The sequence below is a fragment of the Flavobacterium terrae genome (assembly GCF_900142035.1).
Lineage (GTDB): Bacteria > Bacteroidota > Bacteroidia > Flavobacteriales > Flavobacteriaceae > Flavobacterium > Flavobacterium terrae.
In genome coordinates this window covers 256,276-275,287 of record NZ_FQZI01000003.1, presented here as the reverse complement: position 1 = coordinate 275,287, position 19,012 = coordinate 256,276, and the positions used below count along the sequence as shown (strand labels likewise).

The following is a 19,012-nucleotide window of genomic DNA, read 5'->3' as shown; positions in this document are numbered from 1 at the left end:
CATTATATATTTTTCAATGTTAGACAAGATTATACAATTTAGTATAAAGAATAAGTTCGTTATACTACTTTTTACCCTTGTGCTTTTAGCTTGGGGTAGCTATTCCATTAAACAATTACCGCTTGATGCTTTACCTGATGTAACTAATAATCAGGTGCAAATTATTACAACTGCTCCTACTTTAGCCAGTCAAGAAGTAGAGCAGTTAATCACTTATCCATTAGAACAATCTGTAAAAACCATTCCTAAAGTAATAGAGTTACGAAGTATTTCACGCTTTGGACTTTCGGTTGTAACTGTTGTTTTTAAAGATGATGTGGATATTTATTGGGCAAGAGAGCAGATTTTCCAAAGAATTAAAGATGCTGAAGAAAACATCCCAAAATATGCTGGTTCACCTGAATTAGCTCCTATTTCTACCGGACTTGGTGAGATATACCAATATGATGTTTATGCCAAAAAAGGTTATGAAGATAAGTATGATGCTATAAAGCTAAGAACAATTCAGGATTGGATAATTATCCCTCAGTTACAAGGTGTTGAAGGAGTTGCTGAAGTTACAAGTTGGGGTGGAAAATTAAAGCAATATGAAATTGCTGTTAATCCAAATACCCTAAACAGTTTGGGTGTTACAATTACTGAGATTTTTGACGCTTTAGAAAAGAATAATCAAAATACTGGTGGTGCTTATATAGAGAAAGACCAATATGCTTACTTTATACGTGGTGTGGGAATGGCAACAGGAATAAAAGATTTGCAAAATGTGGTTATCAAAAACCGAAATGGCGCACCTGTTTTGGTTCGTGATGTTGCAACAGTTCGTGAAGGTATTGCTTTGCGCTATGGTGCATCCACCAAAGATGGTAAAGGAGAAATTGTTAGTGGATTAGCGCTGATGCTTAAAGGTGAAAACTCAAGTGCAGTTGTTGACAGGGTAAAAGAGCGAATGGAGCAAATCAATAAAAGTTTACCTGAAGGCGTTGTTGCAGAACCATTTATTGATAGAGGTAAATTGGTTGATAATGCTATTGGGACAGTTACTAAAAACCTCATCGAAGGAGCATTAATCGTAATATTTGTATTGATTCTGTTTCTTGGAAATCTTCGTGCGGGGCTTATTGTAGCTTCTGTAATTCCACTATCAATGCTTTTTGCTGTTATCCTGATGAATTATTTTGGGGTAAGTGGTAATCTTATGAGTTTAGGAGCGATTGATTTTGGGATTATCGTCGATGGCGCTGTAATTATTGTGGAAGCTACAATGCACCATTTAGCAAGACTCAAAAGGAAAAAGAAATTGACACAAGCTGAAATGGATAGTGAGGTTTATCTATCTGCTTCCAAAATAAGAAACAGTGCAGCTTTTGGTGAAATTATTATTCTAATTGTTTATTTACCAATCTTAGCTTTGGTAGGAACAGAAGGTAAAATGTTTAAGCCAATGGCAATGACGGTAGGTTTTGCAGTTATCGGAGCTTTTATAATGTCTTTGACTTATGTACCTATGATGAGTGCAATGTTTCTATCGAAAAATACTGAGCATAAAGCCAATTTTAGTGATAAAATGATGGCTTGGTTTGAGAGTAAATACACACCATTACTTAACAAAGCATTGGAAATAAAAAGAACCGTTATTTTAGTTTCTATTGGATTGTTTGCTTTAGCATTATTTACTTTTCAGAATATGGGTGGTGAATTCATTCCTACTATTGAAGAAGGTGACTTAGCCATTAATGCTACTATAATGACCGGAAGTTCTTTAAGTCAAATGGTGGAAACGACAACCAAGTATGAGAAAATATTAAAAGCAAAATTTCCTGAAATCAAAACCATTGTATCAAAAATAGGAAGTGGGGAAATCCCAACTGACCCAATGCCAATCGAAAGTGGTGATTTAATTATTGTGCTGAAAGATAAAAGTGAATGGGTTTCAGCTGATAATTGGGAAGATTTAGCCAATATGATGAAAGAAGAAATGGAATCGATTCCTGGCGCAACGATTGAGATTTCGCAACCAATACAAATGCGCTTTAACGAGCTTATGACCGGAAGTCGAAGCGATGTAGCCATTAAGATTTTTGGTGATGATTTAGAAGTATTGGACAATAAAGCTAAAGAGTTAATAGGTAAAATTAAATCTATTGATGGTATTGGCGATTTGAAAGCGGATAAGGTTGCAGGTTTGCCACAAATAACAGTGAAATATGACTATGATAAAATAGCTCTTTATGGGCTGAATATTAGTGATATCAATCAAATCATACGTTCTTCATTTGCCGGAGAAACCGCCGGTAAGATTTACGAAGAAGCCAAACGCTTTGATGTTGTTGTTCGTTTGAATAGCGATAATAGGACTGATATTTCTGATGTTAGTAATTTGTTTATACCTCTTCCCAATGGACAGCAAATCCCACTTTCACAGGTAGCCACAATAACCTATGAACAAGGCGCGGTTCAGGTTGTGCGTGAAGATGGAAAACGAAGAATTACTGTTGGCTTAAATGTTCGTGGAAAAGATGTCAAAAGCGTAGTTGAAGAAATCCAATCTAAATTAGATAAAAGCTTCAAACTTCCTGCTGGTTATTATATTACTTATGGCGGTCAATTTCAAAATCTCATCGAGGCTAATAAAAGATTATCGGTTGCGCTTCCTATTGCTTTTGGGTTAATTTTAGTATTACTGTACTTCACATTTGGTAGCATTAAACAATCTTTATTGATTTTTACTGCTATTCCTCTTTCTGCCATTGGCGGTGTTTTTGCTTTATGGCTTAGAGGCATGCCATTCAGTATTTCTGCAGGCATAGGTTTTATTGCTTTGTTTGGTATTGCTGTATTAAATGGAATAGTACTTATATCTTATTTTAACCAGCTAAAATCAGAAGGAATTACAGATCCATTACAACGAGTTTTATTAGGTACTAAAACAAGGTTAAGACCTGTCTTAATGACAGCAGCTGTGGCATCATTAGGGTTTATGCCAATGGCATTATCTACAAGTGGTGGAGCTGAGGTTCAAAAACCTTTGGCAACTGTTGTAATAGGTGGTTTACTTTCTGCAACATTATTAACCTTGATTGTTCTACCTATAATTTATTTATTATTTGAAAAAGGAATCAAAAGAAGAAAAAATATGAAAGCTTCAGTAATAACAACAGTAGTATTACTATTAAGTACATTTTCATTTGCTCAAAATTCACAAACAGTAACATTAGAGCAAGCAGTTGAATTAGCTAAGAAGAATAACAGCATCTTGAAAATTGTCGATAAAGAAATTGAGAAACAAAAAATACTTAAAAAAGGTGCTTTTCAAGTTGATCCATTACAAATTCAATATCAAGGAGGACAATTCAACAGTGATGCTTATGACCATAATGTTTCGGTTCAGCAGTATTTCCCAATCGGAAAAATAACTAAAGCAAACAGGCAGTTACAGGATGAATTGGCAAAATTGGCTGAAAAAAGAAAAGCATTATCTGAATTTGAAATTGAAAAAGCTGTAACATTATCATTTTATCAGTATTTGTTTGGGTTTGAGTTGAAAAAACTAAACAATGAATTGAATGAGATTTATACTAAGTTTCTCAAAAATGCTGAATTACGTTTTGAAACCGGAGAAAGCGGAAAAATCGAAGTTATCAGTGCCAAAGCTAAGGTAAAAGAAATAGAAACCATCAAAGCTCAGATTGAATATGATTTGGCTATTAATCAGAAACAGTTGCAATACTTTGTACAAAGCGATGAAGCTATAATTCCTGATACTACTTCAGCATTGCAATATAAAGTCGCATTAGGAGCTGATAATTCAAAAGTTGATGGTTTGATGAACGATTTTTATTCCCAACAAGTTTTGGTGAATCAAAAGGAAACAAATGTTTTCAAAGCTCAAAGGATACCCAAGTTAGGATTAGGATATTTTGCCCAAACTATTGATACCAAATCTTTATTTCAGGGATTTACAGCCGGTTTACAAATTCCTTTGTTTGGTGGAGCTAATACAGCCAAAGTTAAAGCCTCAGAAATAAGTGTTTCCCAATCACAAATAATGCTTGAGAGGAATAAAGTAATCCTGAAGCTGAAAAAAGAGGAATTGCAAAGTGAGTTTGATAAACAGAAAAAGGCTCTTGATTACTATAAAAATGAAGGCTTGGAATATGCTAATCAAATCATCAATACTGCACAAAAAAGCTATGCGAATGGTGATATGAGTTATTGGTCATATATCAGCTTCTTAAATCAGGCTATTGATATTAAAAAACAAAATGCAGAAGCTGTTAATCTGTACAATCAAAGTGCTATTCAGTTACAATTCCCATCACTCGAGCTAAGCGAACTGACGAAGTAATCCTTAACAATTAATTTTAGGTAAAATGAAATCGAAGATTCACGAATTCCAAAATATAAAAACATTAAAATCATGAGTAAAAATATAATCTTTAATAAATTATCACTATTTATACTTTCAATTTCACTATTTCTAATCGTTTCATGTGGCAAAAAAGAAGTTACAGAAGCTAATGAAGTAGAGAAATCAGAAACAGAAGTAGTATTGACAGAAGTTCAAACCAAGACTATCGGAATTGAAACAGGAAGTATTGAAATGAAGAACCTCAACACTATAATTAAAGCCAATGGCTATACAGCAGTTCCTCCACAAAATAGGGCTGATGTTTCTACGCTTATTGGTGGTGTTGTAAAAGATATTTTTGTTTTGGAAGGTACATTTGTAACTAAAGGAAAAACTTTGGCTACAATTCAAAATCTAGAGGTTTCAGAAATGCAGGAAGAATATCAATCAGCTGTTGCCAACATTGAATATTTAGAACAGGAATATAAACGTCAAAAAACCTTAACTGATGAAAATGTAAATCCCAGAAAAGCATTTCAGGAAGTAAAATCAAAATTAGCTTCAGAAAGAGCTAAAGCCCAAGCAGCTAAAAATAAGTTACAGGCTTTGAATGTAAGTCCTAAGGGGAGTACGTCTTTAGTTCCTATAGTTTCTCCTATAAGCGGTTATGTTGGTAAAATAAGTATTACCAAAGGAGTATTTGCTGAAACTGGTATGACTCTTTTTGAAGTTGTAGATAATACACAAATGCACCTCGACCTAAATGTATTTGAAAAAGACTTAAGCAAAATTTCAGTAGGTCAGGAAGTTGATTTTGTGTTGACTAACCAATCCAATAAATCAATCAGAGGAAAAATCTTCGGAATCAATAAATCTTTCTCCAATGAAAGTAAAACAGTGGCAGTGCACGCTAAAATTACGAGTAGCACTAAAGATTTGATTTCTGGAATGTATGTAGCAGCCAATATAAATATCTTAAATCAAACTGTTCCAGCACTTCCAAAAGATGCGGTTGTTAGAAATGGTGATAAATACTTTATCTACATTCAGGAAGAAGGACACGAAGAAACACCGAAAAAAGAAGCTGAAGAACACGAACACAATGAAGCTGAAGAAAACCGGAAAGAAATTCACTTTAAAGCCGTTGAGGTAGCAGTAGGAACAACTGATTTAGGTTATACTGAATTAAAATTAATTGAAGATATACCTACAGAAGCCAAAATTGTAATTAAAGGAGCTTATTACTTATTGGCAGAATCAAAAGGAGGAGGTGAACATAATCATTAAAAAATATATTTCTAAAAGTCCTTTAAATCATATTTGAAGGACTTTTTATTTGTTATTAATCTTTGCATAAAATTTTAATTTTTTGTTAATTTTAAAATTCTGAAACGATTATTCCAAAATATAACTATATTTGCATTGAAATTTAGATTACATGGCACGTTGTGTAGAATTTAACGAGAAAGAAAAAATAGATAAAGCGATGAATGTCTTTTGGGAAAAAGGATATAATGGTACATCTATGCAAGATCTTGTAGATGCTATGCAGATCAATCGAAGTAGTTTATACAATACATTTGGAGATAAACACAATCTTTTTTTAAAATGTTTGAGTATATATTTTGATAATGCTATGTTAGAATTAAAAGAAAAAGTAGCTCTTGAGAAATCTGCTAAACAGGCACTTATTAATATTATTAGAGATAAAGTTTCTTGGATAGTAGATTGTGAAAAAGGATGCTTGGGAATGAAAACAATTTTTGAAATTGCACCTGAAGATTTACAAGTTAGAAATCAGATGCAAAAGAATAATGAAATTTACCTTCTTTTTTTGTCAGAAGTTGTGCAGAAAGCAATTGATAACAAAGAATTAGATGGAACTTCAGACGCCAAATTAATTGCAGAGTACATTGTGACTTCGTTTACTGGATGGAAGCAATCTTACATATTAGAAAGAAATCCAATTCGAATCAAAAAGATGTCTGAGTTTTTAATCAAGACTATTTTACCATAGTTTTTTTTACTTTTTTCTGAAACGATTATTCCAGAAAAAGTAACCTAAATGCATAAAATACAATAAATTACAGATTTAATTCTGAAACGATTATTCCAAAATTAATAATAATTACTAACCTTTTTAAATATAAAAAGCAGCATGAATTCTGAAACGATTATTTCAAAAATAAATAATAACGAATCCAATAACTTAACTAAAACAAATAAAAAAACGACTATGAAAAAGATTATAGTATTTAGTGTATTGTCTATACTATTAATTAGTTGCTCAGGAAAAAACAATGAAATGCCTCCAGCAGCACCGCCAACATTACCTGTTTTAAATATAGTAAAGTCTGATGCTCTAACTTCAACAGAATTTCCTGTAGCAATTCAAGGAAAAGCAGATATAGAAGTAAGACCACAGGTGAACGGTACCTTAGAAAAAATCTTTGTTGATGAAGGTGCTTATGTTACTAAAGGACAACCTTTGTTTAAAATTAATGATAATGCGTATCGTCAACAATTCAATAATGCCAAAGCAAGTTTAAGAGCAGCTGAAGCTTCATTAATCAATGCTCAAATTGAAGTGGATAAATTAATTCCATTGGTGCAAAATAAAATGTATTCTGAGTATCAATTAAGAACTGCTAAATCAAACTTAAGCATTGCCAAATCAAATGTTGAACAAGCTAAATCAGTTTTAAATAATGCTCAAATTAATTTGGATTACACTTTAATACATGCACCTATTAATGGTTTTATAGGTAGACTACCAAGAAAACAAGGGAGTCTTGTTGGTCCTCAAGATCCTGAGGCATTAACAAAATTATCCGATATTAAAGAAGTATATGCTTATTTCTCTTTAAGCGAAAATGATTTTTTAAACTTTAAAAAGCAATATGAAGGAAGTTCAATCGCTCAAAAAATAAAAAAAATGCCAGCAGTTTCATTAGTATTATCTGATAATACTGAATATGAACATAAAGGAAATGTGGATATGGTAGATGGCCAATTTGATAAAACCACAGGAGCAATTACTTTAAGAGCAAAATTCCCAAACAACAATGGGTTATTACGTTCAGGTAATACAGGAAAAGTGAAAATAAATGTAAATCATGCCAATGCAATAGTGGTTCCTCAGGAGGCTACAATTGAAATACAAGACAAAGTATATGTCTTTTTATTGGATAATAATAATAGTGTTATGCGACAACCAATTATAGTTTCTGGTAAAAGCGGAACCAATTATTTAGTAGAAGAAGGAATCAAAACAGGTGACAGAATTGTATTAAAAGGTTTTGAAAACTTACCTGATGGTGCAAAAATAATTCCGGAAAACACTAAAAAAGAAGTAGCTAAACTTTAATTTCTAAATTCAACAAATTCAATATGTTACAAAAATTTATTGATAGGCCAGTACTATCAACAGTCATCGCTATACTTATAGTTATCCTAGGAAGTATAGGATTATCGACACTTCCTTTACAGCAATTTCCAGATATTGCACCACCAGCTGTTCAAGTAGTTGCGTTGTATCCAGGTGCAAATGCAGAAACTGTGCTTCGTTCTGTTGCGCCGTCATTAGAAGAGGCAATTAATGGAGTAGAAAACATGAGCTATATGAGTTCAACTGCTAGTAATGATGGATCATTGGTTATTACGGTAAATTTCAAACTAGGAACAGATCCAGACCAAGCTTCGGTAAACGTTCAAAACAGAGTTTCTCAAGCTACGAGTCAATTGCCAGCCGAAGTAGTTCAAGCAGGAATTTCTACGACCAAAAAGCAAAATAGTCTTTTAATGGTCGTGGATTTATATACTGAAAATGAAAAACAATACGATCAAACTTTCTTAGCTAATTATGCGCAAATAAATATCATACCTGATCTTAAAAGAATACCGGGTGTGGGTCAGGTGGTAACTTTTGGAGGCAACAAGGATTATTCAATGCGTGTTTGGTTGAATCCTGCAAAGATGGCTGCTTATAATTTGACACCAAAAGAAGTTATGGGTGCAATTCAGGATAAAAACCTTGAAGCGGCTCCAGGAAGATTTGGTGAAGCTAGCAAAGAAGCTTTTGAATATGTTATCAAATACAAAGGAAAATTAAACAATCCGGGGGAATACGAAAATATTGTAATTCATTCTAATGCTGATGGTTCTGTGCTACGTTTAAAAGATGTTGCTCGTGTTGAATTAGGTTCTTACACTTATGCTAGTAGCACTAGAATTGATGGTAAATCAGGTTTAAATATTGGAATTTTCCAATTACCAGGATCTAATTCAAGTGATGTTCAAATTGCAATTAAAGCAATGATGGAAAAAGCTTCAAAAGATTTCCCTAAAGATGTGAAACATTTGATTTTATATAATACCAAAGATTCTTTGGATATGTCAATTTCTCAGGTAAAATCGACTTTAATTGAAGCTTTCATATTAGTATTTATCGTTGTATTCTTATTTCTTCAAGATTTCAGAGCAACTTTAATTCCTGCAATTGCAGTTCCGGTTTCGATTTTAGGAACGTTCTTTTTCATGCAAATATTTGGATTCTCAGTTAATTTATTAACTCTTTTTGCTTTAGTATTAGCTATTGGTATAGTTGTAGATGATGCAATTGTTGTAGTTGAAGCTGTTCATGAGAAAATGCATAGCAAGAAACTGAGTGCAAAATCAGCTACAACATCTGCAATGAGTGAAATTACTGGTGCGATTATATCGATTACTTTAGTAATGTCAGCTGTATTCTTACCAGTAGGCTTTATGGAAGGCTCAACAGGAGTTTTTTATCGACAATTTGCCTTTACTTTAGCAATAGCCATTGTAATTTCAGCAATAAATGCTTTAACATTAAGCCCAGCTTTAGCGGCATTATTTTTAAAAGATTTACCACATGATGACCATACTCATGAGGTTGAAAAGCCAAAAAGCTTTAAGGAAAAATTCTTCATCGGATTTAATACCGGGTTTACTAAACTGACGAATAAATATGTAAAAAGCCTTCAGTTTTTAATTAAAAATAAATGGTTGAGCTTGGGCGGATTGGCTGTGGTTATAGCGGCAACATTTTACATGGTAAAAACAACACCGACAGGTTTTATTCCATCAGAAGATCAAGGATTTATTGCAATTTCACTTTCAATGCCTGCTGGAGCTTCTTTAGAAAGAACGCAAGATGTAATGAAAGAAGTAGAAGGAACATTGGGAAATCTTCCATCAAAGAAAGTATTGAATGTTATTTCAGGATTTAATATGCTTACTTCATCTACCAGTTCTTCGGCTGGAGTAGCTTTTATATTATTAAAACCAGCAAAAGAACGTGGAGATGTTCAAGATATTAATGACATCATGAATGATGTACGCGGAAGGTTATCAGGTATAAAAGGAGCCAATTTCTTTGTATTTACGTTTCCAACAGTGCCTGGTTTTAGTAATGTCGATGCATTGGATATTGTGTTGAAAGACAAAACTGGAGGAAGTATCAGTAAGTTTAGTGGTATCAGTACTCAGTTTATTGGTGAGTTAATGAAAAGACCTGAAATTGCATTTGCTTTTACCAGTTTCAAAGCGGATTATCCACAATTGGAAATGGAAGTTGATGATGTGAAAGCAGAACAATTAGGAGTAAGTGTTAGAGATATTCTTCAAGCCATGCAAACTTATTATGGTAGTGCACAAGCTTCAGATTTTAACCGTTTCGGAAAATATTATCGTGTTATGGTTCAAGCAGAAGCCGCTTCTAGAAATACTCCTGAAACAATGAATAACATCTTTGTAAAGAACAGAACAGGAGAGATGGTTCCAGTGAATTCATTAGTGAAATTAAAATCTGTAAATGGTTCAGAAACGGCTTCAAGATATAATCTTTTTAACTCAATAGGAGTAAATGCAATAGCAAAACCTGGATTTAGTTCTGGTGCAGCAATCAAAGCTGTTCAAGAAGTAGCAGAAACAAAATTACCAAAAGGTTACACTATTGAATTTTCTGGATTGACCAATGAAGAAATAACTTCTTCTGGACAATCGGCAATAATTTTTGGATTGAGTTTACTTTTTGTATTCTTCTTGTTAGCAGCACAATACGAAAGTTATATTTTACCTGCTGCCGTTTTATTATCTATCCCAACAGGTATTTTAGGAGTGTTTTTAGCCATAGGTTTTGCTGGAATTGAAAATAACATTTATGTCCAAGTTGCATTGATAATGTTAATAGGATTATTAGCTAAAAATGCCATTCTAATTGTAGAATATGCAGTTCAAAGAAGGAATGCTGGAAAATCACTATTGGCCTCGGCATTAGAAGCAGCCAAATTACGTTTGAGACCAATTATTATGACCTCTTTTGCATTTGTAGTTGGATTGATTCCTATGATGAGAGCAACTGGACCTTCAGCTTTAGGAAATCATTCTATAAGTATTGGAGCTGCAGGCGGGATGGTTACTGGTGTTCTTTTGGGAATATTTATTATTCCTGTATTGTTCATCATGTTTCAATATTTACATGAAAGAGTTTCTGGTAAGCCATTAGCTGTAATTCATAATGAAGAAAAACAATCAAACTAATTTATAATTGATTACTATGAAATTTTTAAAATTAAACATACATATAGTTCTCGCACTTTTTATAAGTGCGGGAGCTTTAGCTCAAAATAAAAATAAGGTAGAAGTGCCATTAGTATATAGAAATGTTTCAACTTCTGATACAACTTCTATTGCGTCAATAAAATGGAAGGATTATTTTAAAGAAAAGGAACTTATTCAATTGATTGATGAGGCCTTAAAAAAGAATAATGATTTGTTGATAGTTGAAAAAAACATATCAATTGCTAATCTTCAGTACAAACAGACTAAATGGGGTAATGTCCCGCAAATAAATGCTTTTGTCAATGCATCATCGAATAGATTGTCTGAAAATAGTTTGAGTGGTGTTAGTACCAATTTATTTTTGGGACAAAATCATATTGAAGATTTCTCAGCAGGTTTAAATCTTTCTTGGGAGATAGGAATTTGGGGTAAAGTAAAGAATCAGAAAAAAAGAGCCTTAGCCCAATATTTACAATCTTCAGAAGCCAAAAAAACTCTTCAAACCACTGTAGTTGCTAATGTTTCTAAAAGTTATTATAATTTATTAATGTTAGATGCTCAGTTAGAAATAGCTAAAAAAACGTTACAGTTAAATGATAGTATTTCTCGTTTTGTGACACTACAATATGAGTCAGGAATGACTAGTTTATTGGCTAAAGAACAAACAGAAGCACAACGTTTGATTGCTGCAAAATTAGTTCTGCAAATTGAGCAAAATATTCAAATTCAAGAAAATACGTTAAGTATTTTATCAGGAAGTTTTCCTTCTGAAAAAGCGAGAATTGAAAATTTGAATACAATTATAACTGAAACAAATTCATCAGTAGGTATTCCGTCTCAGTTGCTTGAAAAAAGACCTGATGTAAAAAGTGCAGAATTAGCATTAGACGCCGCAAATGCAAAAGTTGGTATTACAAAATCTAATTTTTACCCAACATTAAATATTACAGCTATTGGAGGGGTGAATTCTTTTGAAGCAGATAATTGGTTTACTATACCAGCATCATTGTTTGCTAATCTAGCTGGTAGTTTAACAGCGCCTATTCTTAATAACAAAAAAATCAGAACTCAATACGAAATTTCAAAGTTAGAAAGAGATCAAGCGGTTGATCAATTTAGACAAACCGTAATGGTTGCAGTAGGAGAGGTAAGCAATGCCTTAGTCAGTATTGATAAGTTAAAATTGCAATATGAATTAGCTAATGAAAGACAACTAAAATTAAAAAGTGCTCTAAAAAGCGCAACGATGTTATTTAAAAGTGGATTAACTACTTATCTAGAAGTGATAATTGCACAAAGTAATTTGTTACAAGCTGAGTTAGAATTTGTAACGATTAAAAAAGATTTGCTATCAGCTAATGTTGATTTATATAGAGCTTTAGGTGGTGGTTGGAATTAATTGATTATCAATTTATTAAAAAATAAAGAAACATGAAAAATAACCAAACAAAAGACCTTGAAGATTTTATTTTAAACCTTGTGATTGTTGTTGCTTTTATAGCAATTGCCTCGATGAGTTTAGTTTATTTGATTTGATAATATTGATGAATCATGATTTATGCATTTTTGTATTTGATATCATTACTTCCTTTTAGAGTTTTATATTTTTTTTCTGATTTGACTTCTTTTATTTTATTCTACATAATAAGATATAGGAGAAATGTAGTGGAAGAGAATATTAAAAAATCATTTCAAAATTTAAATGAAAACGATAGATTAAAAATTGAAAGGGAGTTTTATACTAATTTTTGTGATAACTTTTTTGAGACTATAAAATTGTTGTCAATGACCAAAAATGAGTTGCATTCTAGGATTGAATTTGATTATTCTAATTTAAAACAACTAATTGAAAATAAACAAAATATTCATATTTACTTAGGACATCAGTTTAACTGGGAATGGGCAAATGCTCATATTGCATCTGTATTAAAAAATGTAAATATTGTTGTTGCATATAAGCCTTTAAGAAATAAATCATTTAATGGATTTATGCTTAAATTGAGAAGTAGATTTGGATCCAAGATGGTTTCTTCTAAAAATATGAAAAAGGAAATTGAAGATTTAAAAGTTAATGAGCACATATTAATAATGGTTGCTGATCAAAATCCTAAAACACCTGATAAGAGTTTTTGGACATCATTTTTATCACGGCCAACAAGTTTCATAAGCGGTTCTGAGCTTTATTCAGCATCAAAAAATACACCTACTTTTTTTGCTAAAATAGTTCGCATAAAAAGAGGAAAGTACAAGTTTGAGGTTTCTCCAATTTTCAATTTTGACGAAGAGTATCATTTAGGGAAAATTACGAGTATTTTTACCCATAAGCTTGAAGATGCAATCATTCATAATCCAGAAAATTATCTATGGAGTCACAAAAGATGGAAACATATTTATAAAGAGCAATACAATAAACGTTGGTTAACTAATCTTGAATTGACATATTAAAGTAAAATTTAAAAAAAATATAAATTCATGATGTATTTTACAATAACAACTCTAATAGCTTTAATAATAGCTTTTACAATACTTTTCTTAAAACAACCACAATTTGGAAAAGAACCTTCAGATCAAAGACTAGAGAAAATAAAAAAATCTCCTCAATTTAAGAATGGTAAATTTGAAAACATTTCTTATACGCCTGCATTAACTCAAGGACATTCCATGTTAGGGATACTTTATAAGCAATTATTTGGTAATAATCCTAATACAAGTCCATCGGTCAAAATTCCATCGGTAAAGACTAATTTGAAAGAGTTAAAACCTGAAGATGAAGTTTTTGTTTGGTTTGGACATTCGTCTTACTTTTTTCAAATTGAAGGGGTCAGATTTTTAATTGATCCAGTTTTTAGCGGTAATGCATCACCTATACCAGGAGTTGTTTCTTCATTTGATGGAAGTAACAATTATCAAGTTTCAGATTTACCAGATATTGATTATTTATTGATAACTCATGATCATTATGATCATTTAGATTATAAAACAATAAAGGAATTAAAAGGTAAGGTGAAACTTATTGTTTGTGGCTTAGGAGTTGGTTCTCATTTTGAATATTGGGGATTTAATAAGCATATGATTGTTGAAAAAGATTGGAATGAAACTATAGATTTGGATAGAGGAATAAAGTTGCATACGACACCAGCAAGACATTTTTCTGGAAGAGCATTAAAGAGAAACAATACACTTTGGCTATCATTTGTATTAGAAACTTCAAATCAAAAAATATTTTTAGGAGGTGATAGTGGATATGATAGTCATTTTAAAATAATTGGAGATAAATTTGGTCCTTTTGATTTAGTTCTTTTAGAAAATGGACAATATAATGATGCTTGGGAAGCCATACATTTATTACCAAATCAAGTTCTAAAAGCTGCTACCGATTTAAGAGCAAAACAATTAATACCAATGCATTCTTCTAAATTTAAACTGGCAATGCATCCATGGGATGAGCCTTTGGAAAAAGTGTCTAAATTTTATAAGGAAGGGGAGTTTAATTTCATGCTTTTAACACCTATGATAGGTGAGCAAGTTATTTTGGGAATAGAAAACCAAGTTTTTTCAGAATGGTGGAAAATGGTTTAGATAAAATTTTAATCATAATAAAAGCTTCTGTTATTGAGACAGGAGCTTTCTTTTTTTAAAATATTTAATGTTAACTGAATCTAACCTTTTTATGAATATTAAAGATTTATATCGTATTTGATGTATAATTATTTAAGGTTAATTGACCATGGTCAATGTTTAAAATATAGAGTTTTAATAAATTTGTTAAACAAAAGTTCTGTAAGATATTTTTAATTACTTTAAGTTTTTTTGCAAAAAATAAAGACTCAAAATAAATGTATTGAAAAACTAATTACTCCCTTCAATATAGATTTTTCAAAGTAAAACTGATTTTTTTTTGAGCAAGTTATTAAGTTCAAAGTATACAATTATTTTCAATAATTGGTTAACATAACTTATTTATAGAATTATGATTCATCTTTTATATGGAATATTCAATTGAAAATATTTTAGTACCAACAGATTTTTCTGAATCAGCTGATAACGCTTTAACAATTGCTATTGCTGTTGCAGAACGTCATAATGCTACTTTACATCTTTTACATGTTATTGAACCATTAATTTTAGGAAAGTTTGCTAATATTCATGGAAAAATAATAAATGTTCAAAAGAAAATGATTTTAAAAGCAAAGAAAAATATTGCTTATCAAGCAAATCTTATTGAAAAATCTACTACTCTTAAGGTGAAAGCAAATGTGTTTCTTGATGGTGTTGCCGATGGTGTTGCTAGATATGAAGATGAAAACAATATAAGTTTAACAGTAATAGGGACTCATGGTAAATCAGGTTATTATGATTTTTTTTCTGGGAGTAATGCTATAAGAATCATCGAAAAATCAAATGTTCCTGTTTTATCTATTTCTCCTTTTTTTACAAAAAAAGTATTTGAAAAAATTTTATATTCTGTTAGAGTAGTAGAAGGAAATGTTGAAAAATACGAATATGTAAAACCAATATTACAAAAAAATAAATCTAAACTTCAAATACTTGGGGTTTATGAGTTCGAAAAAGTTGACCAAGTAAATGAACTGTCAGAAAAAATAGATGAAATAAGATATCTTGCTCAATCAAATGACTCTGAAGTCAGTTATGATTTAACGCCTTGTCATGGTATAGAGAAAATAATTTTAGAAAAATCAGAAGAATTTCAATCTGATTTGATTGTGATAAATACCACCTTTGATAAAAAATGGTATCATATTTTCAAAGGAAATAGTTTTACTGAAGAGATAGTAAATAAGGCTAAAATTCCAATACTAAATATAAAATCAAAATTACTTATAAATGACTTAGAAAATCTTTTAGACTTAAGAACTGAAAAAAATATTGATTATATGCCATTAAACATTCATGCATTGTAGTCAAAAACATGTTAATGTTTTGTAATATTACAGCTGAATTATATTTTAAGTCTTATGGAAATACATTTAATAATTGCCCTTTGTGTTCTAGTTCTTATTGCTTATCTTTTTGATATTAGTTCTAGAAAAACTAAAATTCCAACAGTAATTTTTTTATTAATTATGGGTTGGGCAATTAATCAGGTTACTTTAAGGTCTGGAATTAGGATACCAGATTTAACATTATTACTTCCTCTTTTTGGAACATTAGGTCTTATTCTAATTGTACTTGAAGGAGGCTTAGAACTTGAAATAAATAAAAGTAAAATTGCATTTATAAAGAAACCTATTTTATCGGCTTTAATTTCACTTTTTGCTCTTTATATTATTATTGGTTGTACATTTCATTACTGGTTAGGAATTAACTTAAATATTAGTTTTTTAAACGCAATACCTTTTTGTGTCATCAGTAGCGCTATTGCTATACCTAGTGCTGCAAATTTTAGTAAAAAAAATAAAGAATTTGTAATCTATGAGACAAGTATGTCCGATATTTTCGGAGTTATCTTGTTTAACTTTATGATTGCTAATGAAATTATTAATGCTTCAAGTTTTTTCGTATTCTTTTATAATTTGATTATAATACTTATAATTTCACTTATTGCAAGTATTGCTCTTGCATTCTTTATTAAAAAAATTGATCATAATGTAAAGTTTATTCCAATAACAATAATGGTTGTTCTTATTTATGCTTTATCTAAGATTTATCATTTACCAGCCTTAATGTTTATATTAATCTTTGGGATATTTTTAAATAATCTTGATGAATTAAATAGAATAGATTTTATTAAAAAATTAGAACCCGAAAAATTAAATTTAGAAGTACAAAGATTTTCAAAATTAGTAACTGAAATTACTTTTTTAGTGCGAACAATATTTTTCCTTTTATTAGGATATACAATTCAAACTAACGAGGTACTTAATACTGAAACTTTGCCCGTGGCATTGATCATCGTATCTATAATTTATTTATTTAGAATAATACATTTATTAATTATTAAGGAAAACTTAATGCCATTACTATTTATGGTTCCAAGAGGATTAATAACAGTTGTATTATTTATATCAATACCAGTCAATAAACAAACAGAAATTATAAATCAATCTTTATTAATTCAGGTAATATTGTTAACCTTATTAGTGATGATGTTTGGTTTATTGTTTAATAAAAAAACAACAAAAAATGAGTTTTAATATTCACATCGAAAAACTAGATTTAAATCACTACAATCAATTTTACAAGGCAATGCAAGAGGCTTATAAAAATTGGCAAGGAGATCTATGGAAAGAAAAAACAATAGAAAAATTAATTTCGATATTTCCTGAGGGACAACTTGCCATTTTTGCAGATGACAAATTAGTTGGATGTGCTTTATCTATAATAGTTAATTATAAAGATTTTGACGACAACCACACATATGATGAAATTATAAGTAGTTATACTTTTAAAACACATAGTTACGATGGTAACGTACTGTATGGATTAGAAATATTTATACATCCTGATTACAGAGGACTTCGTTTAGGGCGCAGATTGTATGATGAGAGAAAAAATTTATGTGAAAAATTAAATTTAAAGGCGATTGTCTTTGGAGGTAGAATTCCTAATTACTATAAATTCTCGGATCAGTTAAGTCCCAAAGAATATATCCAAAAAGTAAAACATAAAGAGATATTTGATCCTGTTTTAAGTTTTCAACTTAGTAATGATTTTCACGTAAAAAAAATACTTAAAAATTATTTACCAGAAGATGTTCAAAGTCAGGAATATGCAACCTTACTTCAATGGGATAATGTATATTATGTTTCGAAAAGCAATAAAGATCAAAAAAGTCGAAAAAATGTTCGTATAGGTCTAATACAATGGAAAATGAGATTGTTTCAATCCATTGAAGAGATGTTTCAACAAGCAGAATATTTTATTGATGCGATTTCAGCTTACAAATCTGATTTTGCTGTTTTTCCTGAGTATTTTAATGCTCCTTTGATGCAGCAGTTTAACCACATGAACGAAGCTGACTCCATGCGTGCTATGAGTGAGTTTACTGATATAATAAAAGAAAAATTTTCAGAATACGCAGTAAGTTATAATGTAAACATAATTGCGGGTAGTATGCCTATGTATGAGGATGGAGTCTTAAAAAATGTTGGATTCTTATGTCATAGAAATGGAAATATTGATATTTATGAAAAGATTCATATTACTCCAGATGAAATTAAATTTTGGGGATTATCAGGAGGTGATTTATTGAAAACTTATGATACAGATGCTGGAAAAATAGGAATATTAATTTGCTATGATGTTGAATTTCCTGAGCTATCCAGATTATTGGCTAATGAAGGAATGCAAATTTTATTCGTTCCGTATCTTACAGATACCCAAAATGCTTATATGAGAGTTAGGTTATGTGCACAAGCAAGAGCAATTGAGAATGAATGTTTTGTTGCTATAACAGGGAGTGTAGGTAATTTACCTAAAGTAGAAAATTTTGATTTGCATTACTCTCAATCAGCAGTTTTAACACCTTGTGATTTTTCATTTCCATCTAATGGAATTAAAAGTGAAGCAACTGCTAACACAGAAATGATTTTAATAGCCGATGTCGATTTAAAACTCCTAGATGAATTACATTCTTATGGAAGTGTAAGAAATTTAAAAGATAGAAGAACTGATTTTTACTCTTTAACTAAACTTTCTCAGAGTAAAGAATAAAATAAAATTATTTTATAAATCATTGACCGTCATCAACTTAATTATAAATAAGATGAAATAACTTTTCTCATGTAAATAATAAAACATATTGCATTTAAGTTTAATATATAAAAGCTTGAGTAATGGAAAAATTTCATAATATTGATAAATCATTTTTCTTACATAGATTAGAAGAAAGCAATAAAAATTTCCTTAGTTATCTTGATGAAAGAAAAATGGTTGAAGTTTTTTACGATAAATGTTGCGATTATGTTAGTCAAGAACTTAAACTTCATTTAAGAATTGATGCATTTAATAATAGCATTTCTGATGATAATTATATTAATGATGTAGAGGAATTGAAAGTAGTTTATTTAAACAAGGCGATAAAAAAATTAGAGCCTTTTTTCTTTACATTATAACTTT

General features: G+C 30.6%; 12 protein-coding genes. All 12 read left to right on the top strand.

Annotation, left to right across the window (positions count from 1 at the left end):
• The first annotated feature begins 16 nt into the window (after positions 1-16).
• The 12 genes from BUC09_RS09225 (at position 17) to BUC09_RS09170 (ending at position 19,008) form a co-directional block, all read left to right on the top strand.
• Positions 17-4,345 (top strand): CusA/CzcA family heavy metal efflux RND transporter, encoded by a 4,329-nt coding sequence (locus tag BUC09_RS09225; protein ID WP_073310844.1) that lies wholly within the window; start codon positions 17-19, stop codon positions 4,343-4,345.
• 72 nt (positions 4,346-4,417) lie between these two features.
• Positions 4,418-5,635 carry an efflux RND transporter periplasmic adaptor subunit gene (locus tag BUC09_RS09220; protein ID WP_073310842.1) on the top strand — a complete coding sequence of 406 codons (1,218 nt, stop codon included), beginning with the start codon at positions 4,418-4,420 and terminating at the stop codon, positions 5,633-5,635.
• A gap of 151 nt (positions 5,636-5,786) precedes the next feature.
• Positions 5,787-6,365, top strand: coding sequence for a TetR/AcrR family transcriptional regulator (locus BUC09_RS09215; protein WP_073310841.1), 579 nt, complete (start codon positions 5,787-5,789; stop codon positions 6,363-6,365).
• A 219-nt stretch (positions 6,366-6,584) separates the two neighbouring features.
• Entirely contained in the window at positions 6,585-7,715 is a 1,131-nt protein-coding gene (locus BUC09_RS09210; RefSeq protein WP_073311322.1) for an efflux RND transporter periplasmic adaptor subunit, read from the top strand.
• Positions 7,716-7,738: 23 nt separating this feature from the next.
• The gene (locus tag BUC09_RS09205) at positions 7,739-10,912 is read left to right on the top strand and encodes an efflux RND transporter permease subunit (protein WP_073310839.1); all 3,174 of its coding nucleotides are present in this window, start codon (positions 7,739-7,741) and stop codon (positions 10,910-10,912) included.
• A 16-nt stretch (positions 10,913-10,928) separates the two neighbouring features.
• Positions 10,929-12,332, top strand: a complete 1,404-nt coding sequence (locus BUC09_RS09200) for a TolC family protein (protein WP_073310837.1) — start codon at positions 10,929-10,931, stop codon at positions 12,330-12,332.
• A gap of 152 nt (positions 12,333-12,484) precedes the next feature.
• On the top strand, positions 12,485-13,378 hold the full coding sequence (locus tag BUC09_RS09195; protein ID WP_073310835.1) for a lysophospholipid acyltransferase family protein: 894 nt from the start codon (positions 12,485-12,487) through the stop codon (positions 13,376-13,378).
• Between the two features lie 27 nt (positions 13,379-13,405).
• The gene (locus tag BUC09_RS09190) at positions 13,406-14,512 is read left to right on the top strand and encodes an MBL fold metallo-hydrolase (RefSeq protein ID WP_073310833.1); all 1,107 of its coding nucleotides are present in this window, start codon (positions 13,406-13,408) and stop codon (positions 14,510-14,512) included.
• A 407-nt stretch (positions 14,513-14,919) separates the two neighbouring features.
• Entirely contained in the window at positions 14,920-15,855 is a 936-nt protein-coding gene (locus BUC09_RS09185; protein ID WP_073310831.1) for a universal stress protein, read from the top strand.
• A gap of 54 nt (positions 15,856-15,909) precedes the next feature.
• A complete protein-coding gene (locus tag BUC09_RS09180; protein WP_073310830.1) occupies positions 15,910-17,088 on the top strand; it encodes a cation:proton antiporter domain-containing protein in 1,179 nt (392 codons plus the stop codon).
• Positions 17,078-18,607 carry a carbon-nitrogen hydrolase family protein gene (locus tag BUC09_RS09175; protein ID WP_073311320.1) on the top strand — a complete coding sequence of 510 codons (1,530 nt, stop codon included), beginning with the start codon at positions 17,078-17,080 and terminating at the stop codon, positions 18,605-18,607. The genes BUC09_RS09180 and BUC09_RS09175 overlap by 11 nt, the downstream gene beginning before the upstream one ends.
• A gap of 122 nt (positions 18,608-18,729) precedes the next feature.
• The gene (locus BUC09_RS09170; protein ID WP_073310828.1) at positions 18,730-19,008 is read left to right on the top strand and encodes a hypothetical protein; all 279 of its coding nucleotides are present in this window, start codon (positions 18,730-18,732) and stop codon (positions 19,006-19,008) included.
• Positions 19,009-19,012: the final 4 nt, after the last annotated feature.